Here is a 21,650-nt window from a genome sequence, read left to right as displayed (position 1 = left end):
GGTATGCGGGCGTTGACGTGGCAGGGCAAGCGGGACGTACGGGTCGAAGAGGTGCCGGACCCGCGGATCGAGGAGCCGACCGACGCGATCGTACGGATCACCTCCACCGCGATCTGCGGGTCGGACCTGCATCTGTACGAGGTTCTCGGGCCGTACCTCAAGCCGGGCGACGTGCTCGGGCACGAGCCGATGGGGATCGTCGAGGAGGTCGGCGCGGGGGTGACCCGGCTCAAGCCCGGCGACCGGGTGGTGGTGCCGTTCAACATCGCCTGCGGCTCCTGCTGGATGTGCTCCCGCCAGTTGTACGCGCAGTGCGAGACCACCCAGGTCACCTCCGAGGGCAAGGGCGCGGCCCTGTTCGGCTACACCTCCCTGTACGGCTCGGTGCCCGGCGGTCAGGCCGAGTACCTGCGGGTGCCGCACGCCGAGTTCGGGCCGATCAAGGTACCGGAGACCGGTCCGGACGAGCAGTGGCTCTACCTCTCCGACATCCTGCCGACGGCCTGGCAGGCGGTGAAGTACGCCGACACCCCGCGCGGCGGCACCCTGGCCGTCTTCGGCCTCGGCCCGGTGGGTCAGTTCTGCGCCCGGGTCGGTCGGCACCTCGGCGCGGAACGGGTGATCGGCCTCGACGTGGTGCCGGAGCGGCTGGAGATGGCTCGCCGGCACGGCGTCGAGGTCCTCGACGTCAGCCAGATCGACGACGTGCCCGGCACGTTGATCGACCTGGTGGACGGGCGTGGACCGGACGCGGTGATCGACGCGGTCGGCATGGAGGCGCACGGCGCGCCACTGGGCAAGATCGCTCAGACCGCCGCCGGGCTGCTCCCCGACAAGCTGGCCGGGCAGATGATCGACAAGGCCGGGGTGGACCGGCTCGTCGTGCTCAAGGCCGCGTTGAAGGCCGTACGGCGCGGCGGCACCGTCTCCATCTCCGGCGTGTACGGCGGCGAGGTCGATCCGCTGCCGCTGATGGAGATGTTCGACCGGGGCATCCAGATGCGGATGGGCCAGTGTCACGTCCGCCGCTGGACCGACGAGATCATCCCGCTGCTCGCCGACGACAGCGACCCGCTCGGCGTGACGGACCTGCGTACCCACCGGATGCCGCTGGCGCAGGCCCCGCAGGCGTACGAGATGTTCCAGCGCAAGGAGGACGGCTGCGTCAAGGTCGTGCTCGCCCCGTGAGCGCATCGACGGGCACACACGCGTCGATGCGTCGGCCTAAGGTGTCCCGAGGACACGATCGGGCACCGACGGGAGAGACGATTGACCATCCGAGTGAACCGCAGGACCGCGCTCGGCCTGGGCACCGTGGCCACGGCCGGCACCGTGTTCGGCCCCAGCGTGCCGGCCGCCGCTGAGCCTGGCCCGGCCGCGACGACCTCCGCAGAGCCGGGCCAGGCTGGGACGACCGCCGCGCAGCCGGGCCCGAGCGCCGAGCGCAGGAGTGCCGTGGCGCGCGTCGCTGCCGCGTACCGGCGGGAGACCGGCCGGGCCGGTGGGAACTGGCAGGCGTACGTCAGCCTCACCAGCCCGACCGGCGGTGACCCGCTGGTCGCGGTGGCCGAGTCGGCGGACCGCCGGATCGAGGCGTACAGCGTCAACAAGATCGCTGTGGCGGTCGCCGTGCTGGACAAGGTCGACCGGGGTCTGCTCACCCTCGACCAGCGGGTCGAGGTGAGCGCCGCCATCGTGGTGCCCGGCGGCGATGGCATCTTCAGCCTCGACGGTGCCTACCCCAGCCAGGTGACCCTGGGACACGTGCTGGCCAACCTGCTGACCGTCTCCGACGACACCGCGGTACGGCTCTGCGGGCTGGTCTGCCCGGCCGCCGAGCTCAACCAGATCCTGCAGGCCAAGGGCTTCCCCAACACCCAGGTGCAGCCGGTGGCCAACCCGAACCGGTTCTTCCTCGGCACCAGCACCCCCCGGGAAACCCACGACCTGCTCCAGGCCCTGGTCGGCGGCACCCTGCTCACACCGTCCTCGACCGATGTCGTGTTGCGGCTGCTGCGCGCACCGGTGGCGTTCACCGACGGCATCCGTCGCGAGATGTCCTCGGCGCAGCGGGCCCGCATCGCCACCAAGGCGGGCTGGTTCGCCGACGCCCGGCACGAGGCAGGTGTCATCTTCGACGCCGCCGGGGCGCCGGTGCTGACGTACGCGCTCTTCGCCGACGGCCAGCCGGGCGCGGACGACTACGGCGCCACCCACCCCGCCGTGGCGGCCCGGGCCAGGCTGGGGCGGTGGTTCCTGGACGCCACCGACCGGGTCGGCGGCAGCGGGACCCGACACCGCGCCCACCCGCACCGACCCAGCAACGGCGGCTGACCGAGCCGACGGCGGTTAACGTGGACTCCGGGCCGCGACGGAGGGGGAACCATGCGTGCGTCGAAGAAGGTGACCGGGCGACGGATCAGCGGCTCGATGGCGGGGCTCGCGGCCCTGGCCGGGTTGGCCGGTCTGGCCTGGGCGGCCCGGGACGTCCCGGCCGCGCTCGGTGGTCGGCTCGCCGGGGCCCGGGCGGACCGGGCGGCCCGGTCGCCGCAGTTCCGCGACGGCGTCTTCCACAACCGACCGGGCACCCCGATCACCGCCCCGGCCCCGGACCGCAACCTGCTCCGAGAGTTGCTCTTCGGTAAGCAGAAACGCCGTCCGAGCGCTCCGGTGCCGCTGGTCCGCCCGGTCGCGGCGACGCCGGTCGACCCGGCCCGCGAACTGAACGTCATCTGGTACGGCCACGCCACCACGCTTGTCGAGATCGAGGGACGGCGGGTGCTGCTCGACCCGGTGTGGAGCGAGCGGTGCTCACCGTCGGCCACGCTCGGCCCGCGCCGGCTGCACGAGCCGCCGGTACGCCTCGACGAACTGCCCCACCTCGACGCCATCCTGATCTCCCACGACCACTACGACCACCTCGACATGGCCACGGTCCGGGAGTTGACGGCCCGGCAGTCGGCGCCGTTCCTGGTGCCGCTGGGCGTCGGCGCTCACCTCGACCGGTGGGGCGTGCCGGCCGACCGGATCATCGAACTGGACTGGACGCAGACCCACCGGGTGGCCGAACTGGAGATCACCTGCGCCGCCGCACAGCACTTCTCGGGGCGCGGGCTGCGCCGCAACGGCACCCTCTGGAGTTCCTGGGTGGTGGCCGGGCGGCAGCGCCGCGTCTACTACACCGGAGACTCCGGCTACTTCGCCGGCTACGCCGAGATCGGCGCGGCGTACGGCCCGTTCGACGTGACGCTCATCCAGATCGGCGCGTACGACCACGCCTGGGCGAGCATCCACATGTTCCCGGAGGAGGCGGTCGCCGCCCACGTCGACCTGCGCGGTGGACTGCTCGTACCGGTGCACTGGGCGACCTTCAACCTGGCGCTGCACGACTGGTCGGAGCCGGTGGACCGGCTCTGGGCCGAGGCCAAGGCGCGCGACGTCCGGCTGGCCGTGCCGCGCCCGGGTGAGCGGGTGACGGTCGACGATCCGCCCTCGGTCGACGGCTGGTGGCAGGCGATCGCCTGAGACGTCGGCCGGACGGGTCGCGGACACCGATGACTCGCCGGGGCCGGCGGATGACTGCGCCTACTGCGACAAACTGGCTAATCTGCTCGCGGATCGGTCAGCGGTCAGTGGTCATCGGTCAGTTGTCAGTGGTCGGAGGAGACGCATGCAGGTTCGCCGCCACCAGGAGACCACCCTCCCGCAGGCGAGTCTCGACCTCGTCATCGTCGGTTGCGGCGGCCACGGTCGGGAGATCGCCCAACTGGTGGCGGCGGCCAACGAGGCGGCCGGCCGCGTGGTCTGGCAGCCGGTTGGTTTCGTTGACGACGCCCCGTCGGACGTGAACCGTAAACGGGCGGAGGCGACCGGTCTGCCGTACCTCGGCACCCTCGCCGTACTCGGGCAGTTGCCCCCGCAGACCCACGTCACGCTCGCCCTGGGCGACCCGAGGGTCCGCCGGACGGTCGCCGCCCGCGTCGACTCCTTCGGCCTGCCGGTGGCCAGCCTGGTGCACCCGGACGCCACCGTCGGCACCGACCTGGTCTGCGCCGAAGGGCTGGTGGTGTTCGCCGGTGCCCGGATCACCACGAACGTCACCGCCGGACGGCACCTGCACGTCAACCAGAACGCCACCCTCGCCCACGACTGCGTGGTCGGCGACCATGTCTCGCTGCACCCGCTCGCGGCCGTCTCCGGCGACTGTCGTCTGGACACTGCCGCGCTGATCGGCGCGGGTGCCGTGGTGCTGCCCAGGCTGCGCGTCGGTGCCGGCGCTATCGTCGGCGCGGGGGCCTGCGTGGTACGCGACGTGCCGCCGGACACCGTGGTCAAGGGCGTGCCGGCCCGTTGAGCCGCGCCGCTCAGAGCACGAACGCGTCGGTCCAGAGAGCGCCGGAGCGGCCGGACAGGGAATCGAGCATCGCCACCGCCTGCCCGTCGGTCAGTTGCGCGACGAAATCGACGATGGCCCGGCCGCGGGCCTTGCCGATCCGGTCCGGGGTACGCGGATGCAGCTCCGCCTCGGCCAACTCGACCAGGTCGTGCAGGCGGCGAGGCAGCCGGGACTCCTCCTCCGGGTCGAGCAGCCATTCCAGCAGCGCCTCGACCAGGGTGCCGAGCAGCCGGGCCTGACCACGCTGGTGCAACGCCAGGTCCGGACGGGCCAGCACGAACCGGTGGTGGACGAACTTGAGCACCTGCACCTCGTGCCACTGCGGTGGGGCCAGCAGCACGTGCCCGGAGCGCAGCGACGGCTTCTCGGTGATGGTGATCGCGTCGACCAGCCGGGTGGTCCACCGGGCGGAGAAGCGGGCCACGTACTGTTCCGCCTCGATCGAACCGTCGAAGGGCATGGCGAGCAGCCCGTCGACAAGTTCCTCGCGGACGTGTTCGACCGCCGAGGCGAAGGCGTCGTCGTCGGCGACCCAGCCGTCCTTGCGGTGCAGCTGGCGACGCAGCCGCTCGATCGCCGCGCCGGGGCGGCGTGCCGAGGTGGCCAGCGCCGCGTCGGTGATGGCCCGCAGGTGCCCGCCCTCGCGCTGCCAGGCCATCAGCTCGGCGGCCACCGCGCCCTGCTGGAGCACCCCGACCCGGTAGAAGTCCTCCACGTCGTGGATGGCGTACGCGATGTCGTCGGCGATGTCCATCACCGACGCCTCAACGGTCTGCTGCCAGTCGGCGATCCGCCCGACGAACGGTGCCCGGGCCTGCCGCAGATCATCTACCTCGGTGCGGTACGCCCCGAACTTGGCCGAGCCGCTGTCCGGGTCGTCCGGCGGCGGGCTCGCCCCGCGCGGCGGCGGGTCCAACAGGCGCGGATGCGGATCGGGGTGGTCGAGCCGGGTCCACGGGTACTTCAGCATCGCGGCCCGCACCGCCGCGGTCAGGTCCAGGCCGGTGGTGGCCGCGCCCCGGATCTCCGTCGAGGTGACGATCCGGTACGACTGGGCGTTGCCCTCGAACCCGTCGGGCAGGCCGAGCCGGTGCCGGGCCAGCCGGTCCAGCACTCGCTCCCCCAGGTGCCCGAAGGGCGGGTGGCCGAGGTCGTGGGCGAGCGCGGCGGCCTCCACCACGTCCGGATCGCAGCCGCCCAACTTCTCCGCCAGGTCACGCTGCCAGCCGTCGGCGGTGAGGCGTTCGGCGATCGCCCGGGCCACCTGGGCGACCTTGAGGCTGTGGGTGAGCCGGTTGTGCACCAGCAGCCCGGACCCGCCGGGACTCACCACCTGGGTGACCCCGCCGAGCCGGGCGAAGAACGGCGAGCCCACGATGCGGTCCCGGTCGGTGCGGAACGGGCTGGTCGCAAGGTCGCCGAGAGCACGCGCGCTGCCACCGAACAGCCGCCGCGCCCGAGGCTCCACAGGTGCTTCCATGATCGCCACGGTAGCCCGGCAGAATGCACGACGGAACCCACACCAGAAGGCGGAGCGACATCGTGACCCTCTCTGTTCATCAGCGCATCGCCGGCGAGCTCGGCGTCGCCGAGCACCAGGTACGCGCGGCCGTTGAGCTGCTCGACGGCGGTGCCACGGTGCCGTTCATCGCGCGGTACCGCAAGGAGGCCACCGGGCTGCTCGACGACACCCAGCTACGCACCCTGGAGGAGCGGCTGCGGTACCTGCGCGAGCTGGACGAGCGGCGGGCCGCGGTGCTGGAGTCGATCCGCAGCCAGGGCAAGCTCGACGAGGCCCTCGAAGCACAAATCATGGCCGCCGACTCGAAGTCCCGGCTGGAGGACATCTACCTGCCGTACAAGCCCAAGCGGCGGACCCGGGCCCAGATCGCCCGCGAGGCCGGGCTGGAGCCGCTGGCCGACACGCTGCTCGGCAACCCCACGCAGGACCCGAAGACGGTGGCGGCCGGGTTCGTCGACGCCGACAAGGGCGTGGCGGACGCCGCCGCCGCGCTGGACGGGGCCCGGGCCATCCTGATCGAGCGGTTCGCCGAGGACGCCGACCTGATCGGCACGCTGCGCGAGCAGATGTGGTCGCGGGGCCGGCTGGTGTCGCGGGTACGCGAGGGACAGGAGACCGTCGGGGCGAAGTTCGCCGACTACTTCGACTTCGCCGAGCCGTACCCGAAGCTGCCCTCGCACCGGATCCTGGCCATGTTCCGGGGCGAGAAGGAGGGCGTACTCGACCTGACCATGGACCCGGAGGCCGACGGCGACGCCGACGCGGTCGTCACCGGCCCGACCCGGTACGAGGCCGCGATCGCCGGCCGGTTCGGGGTCACCGACCAGAGGCGGCCGGCCGACAAGTGGCTGACCGACACGGTGCGCTGGGCCTGGCGTACCCGCATCCTCATCCACCTCGGCGCGGACCTGCGGATGCGGCTGTGGCAGGCGGCCGAGGAGGAGGCCGTCCGGGTCTTCGCCACCAACCTGCGTGACCTGCTGCTCGCCGCCCCGGCCGGCGCCCGACCCACCATGGGGCTGGACCCGGGCCTGCGGACCGGGGTGAAGGTGGCAGTGGTGGACGCCACCGGCAAGGTGGTCGCCACCGACACCATCTACCCGCACGAGCCGCGTCGGCAGTGGGACGCCTCCCTGCACACCCTGGCGACCCTGGCCGCCGCGCACGGCGTCGAACTGATCGCCATCGGCAACGGCACCGCCAGCCGGGAGACCGACAAGCTGGCCGCCGACCTGATCAAGCGGCACCCCGAGCTGAAGCTGACCAAGCTGGTGGTCTCCGAGGCGGGCGCGTCGGTCTACTCCGCCTCCGCGTACGCCGCGCAGGAACTGCCCGGGCTGGACGTGTCGCTGCGCGGCGCGGTCTCCATCGCCCGCCGTCTCCAGGACCCCCTCGCCGAACTGGTCAAGATCGACCCGCGGTCCATCGGCGTCGGGCAGTACCAGCACGACCTGTCCGAGGTGAAGCTCTCCCGCTCGCTGGACGCCGTCGTGGAGGACTGCGTCAACGCCGTCGGGGTGGACGTCAACACCGCATCCGCGCCCCTGCTCACCCGGGTCTCCGGCATCGGCGCGGGCCTGGCCGAGAACATCGTGCTGCACCGGGACGCCAACGGCCCCTTCCGCACCCGCGCCGAGTTGAAGAAGGTGTCCCGCCTCGGCCCGAAGGCGTTCGAGCAGTGCGCCGGCTTCCTGCGCATCCCCGGCGGCGACGACCCGCTGGACTCCTCGAGCGTGCACCCGGAGGCGTACCCGGTGGTGCGCCGGATCCTCTCCTCCACCGGGCAGGACCTGCGCTCCATCATCGGCCGCAGCGCCATCCTGCGCGGGTTGCGCGCCACCGACTTCGTCGACGACACGTTCGGTCTGCCCACGGTCACCGACATCCTCGCCGAGTTGGAGAAGCCGGGCCGCGACCCACGCCCGGAGTTCAAGACGGCGACCTTCGCCGAGGGCGTGGAGAAGATCAGCGACCTGACCCCCGGCATGGTGCTGGAGGGTGTGGTCACCAACGTCGCCGCGTTCGGCGCGTTCGTCGACGTCGGGGTGCACCAGGACGGCCTGGTGCACGTGTCGGCGATGTCGCGCACCTTCGTCAAGGACCCGCACGAGGTGGTGAAGTCCGGCGACGTGGTCCGGGTCAAGGTGCTGGACGTGGACGTGCCGCGCAAGCGCATCTCGCTGACCCTGCGGCTGGACGAGGACTCCGCAGCCGGTCGGGGCGGCGCGGACGGCCGGCGGGAACGCGGCGACGACCGTGGCGGTCGGCGCGGCGACACCGGGCGCGGCGACCGGGGCAGCTCCGGTGTCCGGGGCGGCCAGGGCGGACGCGGCGGCCAGCCGCGGCAGGGTCGGGGCACGACCCCGGCTCCGGCCAACAGCGCGATCGCGGACGCGTTGCGCCGGGCCGGGCTCGCCTGAGAGCCCACCTACCCACCGGCGGCTGTCGCCGGGGGCTCGCGCGCGACAGGGTCCCGTCACCGTCGGTGACGGGACCCGAACGTCAGCCGGTCAGAGGCGCTCGACCGTCGGGCCGGGCCACGATTGCGGGCATCGATGACGTACGCGCGTGCCTCATCACCCCCCCACGACCTCGCAACGACGAGACGGTCCACCGCGACGCCGCAATGCCGGGGCGTACCGTCGGTGTCGTGCGTGCAGAGAACGGCCCGGACTGGCGTGAACAGCGACGGCGGGCGGTGGCGGCCCACGCGGCTGCCGACGAGCGCCGGCGGGCGAGCGAGCAAGTGGCGGCGGCGGAGCTGGTCGCGTGGTTCGTCACCGAGGCCCGCCGTCGCGGGATACCGCCCGAGCGCCTGACCGCGCGCTCGTATGACGGCCGAGGCCGCTACCGGACGCGGTTGCGCGGCTGGTACGTGGACCGGGCGCGCAGTCGGGCGATCGACGTCGACGGCCGATTCCACCTGCTGACCGTGCCGGGCAGCCTGCGCGCCCGACTGTTCGGAGCCGACCCGCAGCCCAGCCCGCCGCCGCTCGTTGTGGGCGCGGGTGGGCGGGACGGTGAATCGATGCCGCTGCGAACGATGCTCAGCCGGCGGCTCACCGACGACGGCCCAGATACCACCACAGTTGCTGCACCACCACCAGCGTGACGACCATCGCCCCACCATGCGGATCGGCTGGTCGAGCAGGACGCCGATGCCTGCGATCATGGCGCTGACCATGATCGGGACAAGGTAGGTCGCGGACAGCTCGACCTGTCCGCCGGTCCTTGGCGGACATCTCTTCCCAGACGATGGCGTACGCCCCGCCGCCCGGAGCCTCGTCGGCCGCCCGGTCTTCTGGGAGATGGCCGCCCCCGTGTCCTCATCACGAGTTCTGCGGTTGTTCCGGTGGGATCACTGCCGACTGTGTACCTTTGCACCTTATAAGCCTGTTTGGGCTTTATGTCGGTTAAACCGTTCTGTGCAACCTACTGTCGGAGGTAGAAGCCGTGCCGGTGGCAGGTGTGGTGACGTCTGAACAGGCTCCGCCGTCGGTCCGATCAGATGCGGGGAAGCGGGCGCTGGACGTCATGATCGCGGCCGCCCTGCTCGCGCTGCTCGCACCGGTGTTCGCTGCTGTCGCGCTGCTGGTCGCCGGTGGGCTCGGCCGCCCGGTCCTCTTTCGCCAGCGCCGCGTCGGCCGACACGGCGAGCTGTTCGAGGTGATCAAGTTCCGGAGCATGCTCCCACCCGACCCCCGACGTGGCTTGACCGGGGACGCCAACCGGCTCACACCGCTCGGTCGCTGGCTGCGATCCACCAGCCTGGATGAGCTGCCATCGCTATGGAACGTGCTGCGGGGGGACATGAGCCTCGTCGGTCCCCGCCCACTGCTGCCCGAATACCTGTCCCGATATTCACCCACCCAGGCCCGTCGGCACGAGGTGCGGCCAGGCATCACCGGGCTGGCCCAGGTTCGCGGACGCAACGGCCTGAGCTGGGAGGAGAAGTTCGACCTCGATGTGGAGTACGTCGACAGGCGCAGCCTCCTCATGGACCTGTCGATCCTTGGCGCGACCGTGCGTACCGTGCTGCGCCGGGACGGGATATCGGCGCCCGGCGTGGCCACCGCCCCGGAGTTCCTCGGCACACCGGCCGGTACGGCACCCACGGACGCGCCCGAGGTCACGCTGTCGACTAACCCTAGCGGGACCGTGACAGCCCAGCAGGGCAGACGGCAATGACGCACAGAGTGCACCTGTCGCCGCCCGACATCGGGCCGCTGGAGGAGTCGTACGTCATCGCCGCACTGCGGTCCGGTTGGGTCGCGCCCGCCGGCCCGGATCTGGACGCCTTCGAAAGCGAGGTCGCCGCCCGGGTCGGAACCCGCAGCGCCGTAGCGGTCAGTTCGGGGACTGCCGCGCTGCACCTTGCGCTGCTCGCTGTCGGCGTCTCTCCCGGCGACGCCGTCCTCGTACCCACACTGACCTTCGTGGCGACCGCCAACGCGGTCCGATACACCGGCGCCCGGCCGGTCTTCGTCGACTGTGATCCGCACACCGGAAACGTTGATGTCTCGCTGGTCGTCGAGTTGCTGAACCGGCTGCGGACACGTGGAGAGCGGGTCGGGGCGGTGGTGCCCGTCGACATGTTCGGTAGCTGCGTGGACTACGGCGAGCTACTGCCCGCCTGTGCCGCGTCAGGCGTACCGGTGGTGGAAGATGCCGCCGAGGCCCTTGGGGCAATGCACCGCGGCCGGGCAGCCGGCTCGTTCGGTCGAGTCGGTGCCCTGTCGTTCAATGGAAACAAGATCATGACTACCTCCGGTGGAGGCATGCTCGTCTCCGACGATCTGCCGCTGCTGGCCCGGGCCCGGCACCTGGCCAACCAGGCACGAGAGGCCACGGTGCACTACGAACACCGGGAGACCGGGTACAACTACCGGCTCAGTAACCTGCTGGCCGCCTTGGGTCGCGCCCAGCTGATACGGCTCGACGAGATGATCGGCCGCCGCCGCCAACTGCGGGACCGGTATGCAAAGCTCTTCGCCCCGGTACCCGGCGTCGAACTGCTCGGGGCGAACGACCCGGCGTCGAACTGCTGGCTCACCGTCATCCGGGTGCGGCCCGAGCTGTCCGGCTGGAAGGTCGCCGAGCTCGCGGCCCACCTCGCAGACCGAAACATCGAGACGCGCCCGGTTTGGAAGCCGATGCACCGACAGCCCGCGTACGCCGGCTCGGAATGCCTGCTCACCGGGGCATCGGACGACCTGTTCGCCGAGGGTCTCACATTGCCCAGCGGCAGCGCCCTCGCCGAGCGGCAGGTCGGCGCCGTGTTCGGCGCGATCGACGAGTTCCTGACCTCGCGGGCCGGAGCGTCGTCCGCCTGATACGGCGAGCAGGCTGTGGTGGCCACGCTCGGGCGGAGAACCTCATGCAGGTGTCCGAGTCGACCGGCACGTTCATCTCAACCAAGGCGGCGACGGTCGGCCACGACAATGCGCCCACCCGACCAGAAACGCCGCTGAATGCGGTGACAACACTAATAGGTGAAGCTTCTTACTTCCGGCCAACCCTATGAAACGCCACGAGCGAGGTTGGACCTCTGATAGAACAAATTCAGCTGTTACATTCAGACTCTAGTGCAGGGCAGGATCCGTGAATCCCGTCAGACAAGGCGACCCACATCGCCGCTTCACTTCCCCGGGTAGTGGTGCCCGGGCAAGCGGCAAGGTCCACCCGTCCGCGTCGGACATCGGGTCCGCGGCAGCCAGTCCGCTGTCGGGTGCTAAGCGTCCTCGGCTAACCTTTCTCGGTACCGGATACCTCGGCGCGACGTACGCAATCTGCTTCGCCGAGATGGGCTACCGGGTAATCGGATTCGACGTGGATGTCGACAAGATCGCAAGACTGGCGAATGGCACTCTACCATTTCATGAGCCCGGCCTGGAGAATCTACTCAGGCGCAACCTCGCCGCCGGTCGGCTTCAATTCTCGACCAACCTGGCGCAGATAGCCGAATTCGGGGACGTTCACTTTATCTGTGTCGGCACCCCTCAGCGGGCCGACGGGATGGGCGCGGACTTGTCGTACGTCGAAGCGGCGGTCACCGGACTATCTCAGAACCTGACCCGTAAGGCGCTGATCGTAGGCAAGTCGACGGTGCCGGTGGGCACCGTCGAGTGGGTCGAGCAACTGGTCTCCAAGAACGCGCCGGCCGATCTCGGCATCGAGGTGGCCTGGAGCCCCGAGTTCCTCCAGGAGGGCTTCGCGGTCGACGACGTGCTGCGACCCAACCGGATCGTGATCGGCGTCAAGACAGAGTGGGCGAAGGACATGCTCCACGCCACGCACAAGGGCGTGCTCGACCTCGCCGCCGCCGAGGGCCGTACGGTGCCGCTGATGGTCACCGACTTCGCCACCGCGGAGCTGGTCAAGGTCGCGGCGAACGCCTTTCTGGCCACCAAGATCTCCTTCATCAACGCGATGGCCGAGGTCTGCGAGGTCGCCGGCGGAGACGTGGTCCAGCTGGCTCAGGCCATCGGCTACGACCCCCGCATCGGTAATCGCTTCCTCCAGGCCGGGGTCGGCTTCGGCGGAGGATGTCTACCCAAGGACATTCGAGCCTTCCAGGCCCGGGCCCAGGAACTCGGTGTCGGTGATGCATTGCGCTTCCTCCATGAGGTCGATCTGATCAATCTGCGGTGCCGCCCCCGGGTTATGCGGCTCGCCGCTGAACTACTCGGCAGATCCGGGCCGGCTGGCCCGGATCTGTCCGGCACGCGGATCGCCGTACTCGGCGCGACCTTCAAACCCAACTCCGACGACGTACGCGACGCCCCGGCACTGGCGGTAGCGGCACTGCTGGCCAAGTCCGGGTCGGACGTACGGGTCTATGACCCGCAGGGCATGGAGAATGCCCGGGTAGTACAGCCGAAGCTGACCTACGCACCCACCTTGAACGACGCGGTCCGCAGCGCCGACCTCGTCTGCGTGCTCACCGAGTGGGCCGAATTCCGCGAGAGCGACCCCTACGTCCTCGGCACCCTCGTCGCAAGCCGACGTGTGGTCGACGGCCGCAACTGCCTCGACTCGGCCCGTTGGATGAAGGCAGGGTGGCAATACCGTGGCATGGGCCGCTCCTGACGCCGGCCCTCGACCCACCGGTCGTTCGCGCGGCTGATCGCCCGCAGACAAAACGTGAATCGTCGTGCGATGGCGGGCGGAAACGCTAATCCGGGGAAGAAGCGCTACCGCGCCGTATCCGACCCCGTTGCCAAATAGTTCATTCAACGGAACACCTACCGCCCGATTCGCCGAGCAAGTCGGTCGTAGAAGGAGTGCCAACGCGGTGACACAGCTGTCCAGGTTGGCCACCGCGGTGCGCCAGATACGCGACGACCGGGTCGTGCGCACTGCCGGCGGGCTGATCGGATCGCAGATCGTGATCGCGGTCGTCAGCTTCGCCATCAGTCTGCTGTCCGCCCGGGTGCTCGGCCCGACCGGCCGCGGCGAGCTGGCACTGTACGTCCTGCTGGCGCAGGTCGCCTGCGTGTTCTGCGTGCTCGGTGCCGAACAGGCGTATCCCGCGGCATTGACCGCCCGGCCCGGCGTACAGCAGGCCGGCAGGGAAGTGTGGCGGCTCGTTCGGTGGTCCACCCTGCTGGTGGTCACGGCGGTCGCCAGCGCCATCGTGATCAAGAACGGCGCGACCGGCAACGCCTGGCTCCTCTGCCTGGGATTCATGCTTTACGTGACGGGGCTGGTGCTGCTCCGGGTGCTGACCGCCGCCAGCGCTGCGGCGAGCAGCGCCCGCCGGCAACTCGCCGTGGTCGTGGTCTGGCAACTCGCGCTGCTTCCCGTCGGCGGGCTGTTGGCTCTGCTCGAAGTACAGTCACCCGGCCTCTGGCTATGCCTCTTCGGCGCTACCGGCGTGTTGCCGCTCGCCGTGGTCGTGTTCGGACGCCGAGCCGGACGGCCGCAGGAACAACCCGGCCCTGACCTGAGCCGGGCACGGGCCCTCGGGCTCCGACTGATTCCCGCGACGATCACCAACCTGCTCCTGCTGCGGGCCGAGCGATTCCTCATCCCCTGGCTGGCCTCGCTGGCAGAGTTGGGCATCTACGTCGTGGTCGCCACTCTGACCGAACTCATCGACCTACCGATGCGCTATCTGCTTCGAGCAATGGCCCCAGACCTGGCCGACCAGATTCGTACCGGCCGCCTGCGGCACCGCCGCATCCTGCTGATCGGACTCGCCTACGGCGTCGGCGGCGGATCGGCGGTCGGCGTCGTGGTCGGCATCGTGCTCGTACCGCTCTTCGGTGCCGAGTACGCGGGCGCCGTTAACCTGGCTCTCCCACTGGGCCTCGCCGCCGGCATCTACTCCTTCAGCCGGGTCGGCGCGACCATCTGCGTCGCCGCGCACATGCCGCATCTGAACACCATGATGGACCTCTTCGGCCTCGTGGCGAGCGTGGTCGGCTGTCTGCTCCTGATCCCCGGGCACGGCGCGACCGGTGCCACCATCGCCACGCTCGTCGCGTACTGCCTGGTGGCTGTTGTGAGTGTCTGGTGCGTGCGGGTGGTTGTTCGCCAGATCGAGGCGCGGGCCAACCACATCGACTCCCCCAAGGGCGGCCCTGATAGTGCCGCCGTTCGAGACAAAACATCGGTGAGCTCATGAAACGCGACACGCACAGGGTCACTCCGCGAGCCGTTCCGGCTGGGCCGCCGGTCATCACGGCCAGGCTGGCCGGAAACGGGCCGGCCGGGGGCCGGCCGCGGCCGAACTCGGCCCCGCGAGGAGCCAGTTGGGACCGATCGGGTTTCAACCCGCCGCCACAGGGCTCCTATGACAGTCCACCCACGAGGCAACACGCCATGCTCGCCCGACTCGCGTGGTCACTGCTGCTCGTCCTGCTCTTCGGCACCATGATCGCCGGCCGGCTCACCATGTCGCGTTGGGGGATTTCCGAGGCTGGCGACCTGGAGATCCGGCTCCCGTTGCTCGGGCTGCTACTCACCTGGTTCCTGCTCTGGCCCTGGGCAACCCGGCGAGAGCTCAGTGAAGGCTGGCCCACCGCGATGAAGCTGGTGGTGCTGCACCTCGGCGTCCTGATTCTCGCCGGAATGTGGGCCGACCCGCAGGCCCGGGTCTGGCGCTCGATCTTCGACCTGCTGGTCGTTCTCACGATGGTCGGTATAGCGATAGTGGCGACTCGGTGGGACCCCCGTCAGGCGGCGCTCCAGTTCGTCGTGATGCTCTACGCCACCGGCATCTTCTTCGCACTGGTCGGCTTGGCGACGGCCAGCTTCAGTGACCGCGGGCGGCTCGCCGCGCTCGGCGGTGGCCCGAACGTGTTCGTGCGCTTCATGGTGCTGGGCCTGCTGGCCGCCATCGTGCTGGCGGTGCACCGTAAGCGACTCTGGTATCTCGCTCCCGTGCCCCTGCTGGGCTACGCCGCACTCCTCTCCGGATCGCGTGGCGGGCTGATCTCGGCGCTGCTGATCGCGCTGGTCGCGTTGCTCTGGTACGCCCGGCGGATCAGGCCACGTTATGTCATCGGTGGGGCACTGCTGGCTCTGGTCGGACTACGCTTTCTCACCAACACGGATACCGATGGTCGGCTTGGCTGGATCTACCGGCGCTATTCCATCGAGAGCCTCACCGAGAACCAGTACGCGAGCCGGCCCGAGCTGTTGCGGCAGGCGCTGGACATCTTCAACCAGCATCCGATCGCCGGGGGCGGTATCGACTCGTTCGCCGCGACCTACGCGCCCGGCCAGTCCGGCGCGTACGCCCACAACTACTTCGCCTCGGTGGCGGCGGACACCGGCACCGTCGGTCTGTGCGTACTCGCGGCAGCCCTGCTAGCGATCCTGGTGTCCGCGGCGCGCAACCTCTCCCACGCCACCGCCCCGCAGGCCGGACTGGTGTTCGGCGCCCTGTTCATCCTGACGGCCAGCAACTTCAGCGGCGACTACTACGACAGCCGGATCGGCTGGGTTCTCCTCGCCGTCGCGTTGACCGGTCTCACGAGCAGGCATGCCCGTGACACCGCCGCTGCGGCGCACCGGGCCCGGCCTGCGCCATCGGCAACTGGCCATCGGGCCAGGCGGGACTTGCCCCCGTTGCGATGAAGGGAAGTGAGAGATGCACGTCGTACACGCCTTTGCCGACTCCCGGCTGGTCAGCGGGGTGAATCAGTCGGTCTGGCAACTTTCGGCAGCACAGGCCGCCATGTACCCCGACTCCCAGGTCACCGTTCTCACCTTCGATCCCCGCGCGACCGCACCGCCCGGCGTCCGAGTGGTGCTGGTCAGTCCGCACAGCGTGCCGGCCGTGCTCGCCCGGCTCCGGCCAGACGTACTACACCTGCACTCGGTGTTGCGGCCCACGCTGACGATCGCCACGCTGGCCGCGCGACGTCTCGGCGTGCCGGTCGTGGCATCGCCCCGTGGCGGATACGCGCCGCGTGCGATCGCCCGGCGCAACCTGCTCAAACGGTCGTATACCCGGTCCGTGGAACTACTTCGTATGCGGCACACCCAACTGTTCCTGGCCCTCACTGACAGGGAGGGCAGGGACATCCGGGCGCTCTACCCCGACGCGATCGTGCGGACGGTAGGCAACGGAATCGCGCCCCTCGTCGCAGCGCCGGTAGCCGGGCAGCATCCACCGCACCGACGACCATCCCTGATCTATCTCGGCCGACCCGACGTCGAGCACAAGGGTCTGGACAGACTGATGCGGCTCGCCGCAGAGCTTCCCGAGGCCGAGGTGCTGATGTACGGCGACGGACTGGAACGACTCCATCGGGACGGTCCTGTGCCGACGAACGTCCGCCTCATGGGCGTCGCCGCCGGTCCGGAGAAGGCCGCTGCGCTGATCGGGTCGTCCTGCTACGTGCACCTGAGCCGGTGGGAGGCTTACGGCCGGTCGATTGTCGAGGCGATGGGCCTGTCGGTGCCAGTGGCGATAAGCGCCGAGTGCGACCTGGCGGACGAGATCCGCCGGCTCGGACTCGGCCTGGTGCTGGCCGACGCCGACGATGCGGGCGGCTCAGCGCGAGCGCTGCGTCGTTACCTCGATAGTCCGCTCGCCGAGCAGTCAACGCGGCGTGCGCGCGAATGGGCTCTGACTGAGGCAACCCCGTCCGCAGTGGCACAGCGGATCGCTCAGGCGTACGCCGCAGTGATCCCCGACGCGGCGGAACCGTCGGACGTGGGTCCATCCGGCCGCAACTCGATCATCAACCACTAGCGCTCGGCAAGAACGATGAGTGACATTCGATTGGACAGCAAGATGAGCAGACTGCGCTCGGTGCTTCGGCATGCCTACTACCAGTCGGGCGTGCGGCGGGCACACATCGCGGCTCACCGGGCCGCCCTGCGCGCTCGATCTGGCGCGATACGCAACGGCGTCGGCGTGGTGCTGCACGCCGATCCGGCCGATGACCGCGGGACGTTGCTGGCGATGAAGCGCGGCATCCTTGACCGGAGGACAGTGGCCACGTGGCGCCGGCTGGTGGCCGAGGAGCGCCCGTCCGTGGCCATCGACGTCGGCGCCAACTACGGAGAGGTGGCCTTCAGCACTCGCTACCCAGGGTTGCGGGAGTTGCACCTGGTGGAGCCGAACCCCGCCGTGCTCCGCTGGCTGAAGGAGACGGTCCAGGGTGTCGACGGCGACTTCCCGGCTGTCGTCCTGCACACCGGGGCGGCCAGCGCGGCGGCCGGCCGGGCACGACTGAGCTTTGATGCTGCCTACTCCGGTACTGCATCACTGACTGATGCACGCCTGGGGATCGAGAGCAACCACCGGGCCGGCGGGCAGCGCAGCGACGCAGCGGGCGCGGGGTTCGAGGTGGAGTGCTTCCGCATCGACGAGCGGGTATCGCTCGCCGATGACGACACGCTGCTGTTCAAAGTCGACGTCGAGGGACACGAACTGGCGGTGCTGACCGGCATGTCCGGGCTGCTCGACGGCCGTCGTGCGGTCGGCATCTGCGAGGTGCAGCACGCCGACGAGGAACTCATCGGTTATCTCTGCGACACCTTCGACGTTCACCTGCTGCTGCGGGGAGAGGAGTCGCGGGTCGACGTCCGACAGTTGCGTACCGCGTTGGCCCGGGCCCGGGAAACGGGTTGGGGCGAGCTGGGCAAAGACGTCGTGCTCCGCTCGCGGTGAGCAGCGAAGCGGCCACTCGGTCACGTTGTTCCCATGGTTCTCATACCCAAGTCTGCGGCGACAGGGAAGCTCGAACATGAAGATCGTCTATCTGCATCAGTACTTCCGAACACCTACCATGGCCGGTGGAACCAGGTCGTACGAGTTCGCCCGGCGGATGGTGGAGCGCGGGCATCAGGTGCACGTGATCACCTCGGACACCGGCCTCAGCGACGCTGGACCGACCGGCAACCGCCCCGGGCCGACCTGGCGCACGTCGGTCGAGGGCGGCGCCGTCGTGCACTGGGCACGGGTGCCGTACGACAACTCGATGCGTTACCGCGACCGGTTGCGGGCGTTCGGCCGGTTCGCCTGGCTCGCCGCGCGGCGCGCCAGCGTGCTCGACCAGGACGTGGTGCTGGCGACCAGTACACCGCTGAGCATCGCGCTGCCGGCGGTCTATTCGGCCCGGCGGAAGCGGGTTCCGATGGTCCTGGAGATCCGAGACCTCTGGCCGGAGATACCGATCGCTCTCGGTGCCCTCCGGTCTCCGTTGACGCGGAGAGCCGCTTGGCTGTTGGAGAGCTGGGCGTACCGGAACGCACGGCACGTCATCGCGCTCTCCCCCGGCATGGCCGACAGCATCAGCACCCGACACCCTGACCGGCCCGTCACAGTGGTGCCGAACGGTTGCGACCGGGAGCTGTTCGCCGACGCGGAGCGCGCCGGACGAACCTTCCGCGCCAGCACCCCGTGGCTCGGCGACCGACCGCTGATCCTCTATGCCGGAACGCTGGGACTGGTCAACGATCTGGGCTATCTGGTTCGGATGGCCGCCGCGATGTCCGGCCGGCATCCGGAGATCCGGTTCGTGGTCGTCGGTCGAGGTGGCCAGCAGGAGCACGTACGGCGGCTCGCAGCCGAGTTGGGAGTGCTGGACCGCAACCTGTTCATGCTGGACCAGGTTCCAAAGTCCGAGGTGGTCGGATTGTTCGGTGCTGCCGACCTTGCCATCTCGACGGTCATCGACGATCCGACGCTGCACGCGAACTCGGCCAACAAGGTCTTCGATGCCTGGGCGGCAGGCTGTCCGGTCGCGCTCAATCAGGAGGGCTGGCTGGCCGATCGGGTACGTGCCAGTGGTGCGGGGGTGATCCTACCGCCCGGTGACCCGACCACGGGGGCGGCGCTGGCCGCGAGCTTCCTCGCGGAACCCGCCCGAACAGCGGCCGCGCGAGCTGCCGCCCTGCGTCTGGCTCGCGAGGAATTCGACCGAGACCTGCTCTTCCAGAGGCTGGAGGACGTCCTGTGTCAGGTGGTCGGTGCGGACCAGAGCTCACTTGTCGGGGCCTCCGGGGGCTTGCCCGCCTGATGCGCCACGGCAGCAACGCCGGCTCGCAGCCCCAGTAGCGGATCGAGCCGATCCTCCCCCGACCTGCGCGGGGGCGCCTTCGTCATCCGGCATGATCACCCCGACGCCACCCCAGCCGAGCCGCGACAGCTCACCGTCGGTCGCACCGTCGTGGCGCACCGGAGATGAAACGCATTGCTGAATTGCGCGGCCCCATCGAATCCCAGTACCGAATCAAACCGACAACCGGTCCCAGAAATGTGAAAACCGGACTAGCCGGGGCAAACTTCCGCTAAGCAGTTAGGGGACGTGCGTGGCCCCTGACCTGCCGTAGGTCACCGTCGGCCACGGACAGGACAGGACAGGGGAGTTTGTACATGCCGCCGGAAACCGAGCGTGTCCAGCCAACGTCATCCACGACCACCGGCCGAATCAGGGCGAACAGTCGTCGTACCGCCGTCTTTCTCGTCGCCGACGCGCTCGCCTGGGTCGGCGGATTCACGGTCGCCGGTTGGGCGAGGTACGAACAAAGCCTGACCATCGATCAGGCTGTCAACGCGGTGATACTCGGTAGTGCGGCCGCCATGCTGCATGTCGGTGTGAGTGCGATGCGCCGGGTCTACTCGGGCCGCCAGCCTCTCGGCAGCATCGAGGAGGTCCGTGGTCTCGCTGGCACCACCGCCGCCACGGCCACCGTCGTGCTGGTCGCCCTCCTGACCATCAGTGAACGCCCGGTGCCCGCCAGCACCCCGGTGGTCGGTGGTGCCCTGGCGCTCTTGCTGATGCTCAGCTTCCGTCTTTTGCATCGGCACCGACGGGACCGTGCCATGCGTCCGGACGCCCGTTCGGCGACCCCGGTTCTGCTCTTCGGCCTCGGCGAGGCCGGACAGGGACTCGTCCGCGCGATGCTCGGCGACCCGAAGGGCCGCTACCTGCCCGTCGGCGCCCTCGACGACGACCCGGACAAGCAGGACCTGCGCATCGCCGGCGTCCCGGTCCTGGGTGGCCGGGCCGAGATCGCCGAGGCCATCCGCCGTACCGGTGCGACCGCGCTGATCTTCTCCGTGGCGAACGCCGACGCCACGCTGATTCGTGGGGTCCGGGAGGCAACTCTGCGCACCGGCGCCGCGTTCAAGATCCTTCCGCCGGTACGCGAATTGGTGGATCACCGCATAACGGTCAGAGATGTGCGGGACGTCCAGATCAGTGACCTGCTCGGCCGGCGCCAGGTCACTGGCGAGCTGACCCTGGACGACAACGTGCTTACCGGCAGGCGTGTCCTGGTCACCGGTGCGGGTGGCTCGATCGGCTCCGAGTTGTGCCGACAGATCATGCGAGCCAACCCCGGTGAGCTGATGATGCTCGACCGTGACGAGTCGGCCTTACACAGCCTCCAGATGTCGCTCACCGGCCGGGCGCTGCTGGACGGCCCCGAGCTGATCCTCGCCGACCTGCGCGACGACGAGGGAATCCGACGCATCATGCAGGAGCGCCGCCCCGAGATCGTCTTTCACGCCGCGGCGCTGAAGCATCTGACGCTACTGGAGCGGCACCCGGGAGAGGCCGTCAAGACCAACGTCTGGGGCACCCTCACCGTGCTCGACGCATGCCGGGACGTGGCCCGGTTCGTGAACATCTCCACCGACAAGGCCGCCGACCCGATCAGCGTGCTCGGCTACTCGAAGCGCATCACCGAGATGCTGACCGCGCACGCCGCAGCGACCTACCCGGGCACCTTCCTCAGCGTCCGCTTCGGCAACGTACTCAGCAGCCGAGGCTCCGTGGTGACCGCCTTCCAGCGACAGATCGAGGCCGGGCAGCCGCTGACCGTCACCCACCCCGACGTCACCCGGTACCTGATGACGGTGCAGGAGGCGGTCCACCTCGTCCTCCAGGCAGCGAACATCGGCCGAGACGGTGAAGCCCTGGTCCTGGACATGGGCGAGCCGGTACGCATCGACGACATCGCGCGCCGGATGGTCGAACAGGCCGCCAGCACAGTCGAGATCGTCTACACCGGTCTGCGGCCGGGCGAGAAGCTGCACGAGGATCTGCTGGGTAGCGGCGAGTCCGACCACCGGCCGCTGCATCCGCTGATCTCGCACGTCAGAGTGCCTGTGCTGGATCCCCTGGAGGCCAGCGGACTGGATCCGTTCGACGAGCCGGACAAGGTCATCGACCAGCTCGCCCGGCTCTGCGGCGTCCTTCCCGGCGCGCTTCTCAACCAGAAGACCGGCATACCGCTCGCCCGCTGAGCCGAATCCGGATG

The 21,650-nt window shown here is 69.8% G+C and carries 15 protein-coding genes and 1 pseudogene; 15 read left to right on the top strand and 1 reads right to left on the bottom strand.

Annotated features, from left to right (window positions below; translation table 11 throughout):
- The first annotated feature begins 3 nt into the window (after window positions 1-3).
- The 4 genes from VAB18032_RS09485 to VAB18032_RS09470 all read left to right on the top strand — a co-directional run bounded on the left by VAB18032_RS09485 (window position 4) and on the right by VAB18032_RS09470 (window position 4,354).
- On the top strand, window positions 4-1,188 hold the full coding sequence (locus VAB18032_RS09485; protein ID WP_013732585.1) for a zinc-dependent alcohol dehydrogenase: 1,185 nt from the start codon (window positions 4-6) through the stop codon (window positions 1,186-1,188).
- An 81-nt stretch (window positions 1,189-1,269) separates the two neighbouring features.
- Window positions 1,270-2,334 (top strand): serine hydrolase, encoded by a 1,065-nt coding sequence (locus VAB18032_RS09480; protein ID WP_148272228.1) that lies wholly within the window; start codon window positions 1,270-1,272, stop codon window positions 2,332-2,334.
- Between the two features lie 51 nt (window positions 2,335-2,385).
- Entirely contained in the window at window positions 2,386-3,525 is a 1,140-nt protein-coding gene (locus VAB18032_RS09475) for an MBL fold metallo-hydrolase (protein ID WP_013732583.1), read from the top strand.
- Window positions 3,526-3,670: 145 nt separating this feature from the next.
- Entirely contained in the window at window positions 3,671-4,354 is a 684-nt protein-coding gene (locus VAB18032_RS09470; RefSeq protein WP_013732582.1) for a NeuD/PglB/VioB family sugar acetyltransferase, read from the top strand.
- A 10-nt stretch (window positions 4,355-4,364) separates the two neighbouring features.
- Here VAB18032_RS09470 and VAB18032_RS09465 read toward each other — a convergent pair whose 3' ends face one another.
- Window positions 4,365-5,876: a deoxyguanosinetriphosphate triphosphohydrolase family protein gene (locus VAB18032_RS09465; protein ID WP_043723613.1), complete on the bottom strand. Its 1,512-nt coding sequence runs from the start codon at window positions 5,874-5,876 to the stop codon at window positions 4,365-4,367.
- On the opposite strand from VAB18032_RS09465, the pseudogene VAB18032_RS09460 reads away from it, so the two are divergent.
- The 11 genes and pseudogenes from VAB18032_RS09460 (at window position 5,875) to VAB18032_RS09410 (ending at window position 21,636) form a co-directional block, all read left to right on the top strand.
- Window positions 5,875-8,338, top strand: a pseudogene (locus VAB18032_RS09460) (Tex family protein). The gene VAB18032_RS09465 and the pseudogene VAB18032_RS09460 overlap by 2 nt on opposite strands.
- Before the next feature lie 206 nt (window positions 8,339-8,544).
- Window positions 8,545-9,030: a hypothetical protein gene (locus VAB18032_RS09455; RefSeq protein ID WP_013732579.1), complete on the top strand. Its 486-nt coding sequence runs from the start codon at window positions 8,545-8,547 to the stop codon at window positions 9,028-9,030.
- A gap of 359 nt (window positions 9,031-9,389) precedes the next feature.
- The gene (locus tag VAB18032_RS09450) at window positions 9,390-10,106 is read left to right on the top strand and encodes a sugar transferase (RefSeq protein WP_269764245.1); all 717 of its coding nucleotides are present in this window, start codon (window positions 9,390-9,392) and stop codon (window positions 10,104-10,106) included.
- Window positions 10,103-11,251, top strand: a complete 1,149-nt coding sequence (locus VAB18032_RS09445) for a DegT/DnrJ/EryC1/StrS family aminotransferase (RefSeq protein ID WP_043720208.1) — start codon at window positions 10,103-10,105, stop codon at window positions 11,249-11,251. Before VAB18032_RS09450 ends, VAB18032_RS09445 begins: the two co-directional genes overlap by 4 nt.
- A 364-nt stretch (window positions 11,252-11,615) precedes the next feature.
- Window positions 11,616-13,007 (top strand): UDP-glucose dehydrogenase family protein, encoded by a 1,392-nt coding sequence (locus VAB18032_RS09440; protein WP_043723607.1) that lies wholly within the window; start codon window positions 11,616-11,618, stop codon window positions 13,005-13,007.
- A gap of 205 nt (window positions 13,008-13,212) precedes the next feature.
- Window positions 13,213-14,547, top strand: a complete 1,335-nt coding sequence (locus VAB18032_RS09435) for a lipopolysaccharide biosynthesis protein (RefSeq protein ID WP_013732575.1) — start codon at window positions 13,213-13,215, stop codon at window positions 14,545-14,547.
- Window positions 14,548-14,744: 197 nt separating this feature from the next.
- Window positions 14,745-16,004, top strand: coding sequence for an O-antigen ligase family protein (locus VAB18032_RS09430; RefSeq protein ID WP_013732574.1), 1,260 nt, complete (start codon window positions 14,745-14,747; stop codon window positions 16,002-16,004).
- Window positions 16,005-16,017: 13 nt separating this feature from the next.
- Complete coding sequence (locus tag VAB18032_RS09425; protein WP_013732573.1) at window positions 16,018-17,127, top strand: glycosyltransferase family 4 protein; 1,110 nt, start codon at window positions 16,018-16,020, stop codon at window positions 17,125-17,127.
- Window positions 17,128-17,292: 165 nt separating this feature from the next.
- The gene (locus tag VAB18032_RS09420; protein WP_158309491.1) at window positions 17,293-18,051 is read left to right on the top strand and encodes an FkbM family methyltransferase; all 759 of its coding nucleotides are present in this window, start codon (window positions 17,293-17,295) and stop codon (window positions 18,049-18,051) included.
- A gap of 76 nt (window positions 18,052-18,127) precedes the next feature.
- A complete protein-coding gene (locus VAB18032_RS09415) occupies window positions 18,128-19,402 on the top strand; it encodes a glycosyltransferase family 4 protein (RefSeq protein WP_013732571.1) in 1,275 nt (424 codons plus the stop codon).
- Window positions 19,403-19,758: 356 nt separating this feature from the next.
- Complete coding sequence (locus VAB18032_RS09410; protein ID WP_013732570.1) at window positions 19,759-21,636, top strand: nucleoside-diphosphate sugar epimerase/dehydratase; 1,878 nt, start codon at window positions 19,759-19,761, stop codon at window positions 21,634-21,636.
- The last annotated feature ends 14 nt before the right edge of the window (window positions 21,637-21,650 follow it).

Origin of the sequence: Micromonospora maris AB-18-032, assembly GCF_000204155.1 — a bacterium.
Taxonomy (GTDB): Bacteria; Actinomycetota; Actinomycetes; order Mycobacteriales; family Micromonosporaceae; genus Micromonospora; species Micromonospora gifhornensis.
The sequence above is the reverse complement of the archived record's forward strand: the minus strand, read 5'-3'. Positions and strand labels throughout refer to the sequence as shown.

Coding starts and splice junctions, on each gene's coding strand:
- VAB18032_RS09485 (WP_013732585.1), top strand. CDS start 4: ATGCGGGCGTTGACGTGGCAGGGCAAGCGGGACGTACGGGTCGAAGAG.
- VAB18032_RS09475 (WP_013732583.1), top strand. CDS start 2,386: ATGCGTGCGTCGAAGAAGGTGACCGGGCGACGGATCAGCGGCTCGATG.
- VAB18032_RS09470 (WP_013732582.1), top strand. CDS start 3,671: ATGCAGGTTCGCCGCCACCAGGAGACCACCCTCCCGCAGGCGAGTCTC.
- VAB18032_RS09465 (WP_043723613.1), bottom strand. CDS start 5,876: ATGGAAGCACCTGTGGAGCCTCGGGCGCGGCGGCTGTTCGGTGGCAGC.
- VAB18032_RS09455 (WP_013732579.1), top strand. CDS start 8,545: ATGCCGGGGCGTACCGTCGGTGTCGTGCGTGCAGAGAACGGCCCGGAC.
- VAB18032_RS09445 (WP_043720208.1), top strand. CDS start 10,103: ATGACGCACAGAGTGCACCTGTCGCCGCCCGACATCGGGCCGCTGGAG.
- VAB18032_RS09430 (WP_013732574.1), top strand. CDS start 14,745: ATGCTCGCCCGACTCGCGTGGTCACTGCTGCTCGTCCTGCTCTTCGGC.
- VAB18032_RS09425 (WP_013732573.1), top strand. CDS start 16,018: ATGCACGTCGTACACGCCTTTGCCGACTCCCGGCTGGTCAGCGGGGTG.
- VAB18032_RS09415 (WP_013732571.1), top strand. CDS start 18,128: ATGAAGATCGTCTATCTGCATCAGTACTTCCGAACACCTACCATGGCC.
- VAB18032_RS09410 (WP_013732570.1), top strand. CDS start 19,759: ATGCCGCCGGAAACCGAGCGTGTCCAGCCAACGTCATCCACGACCACC.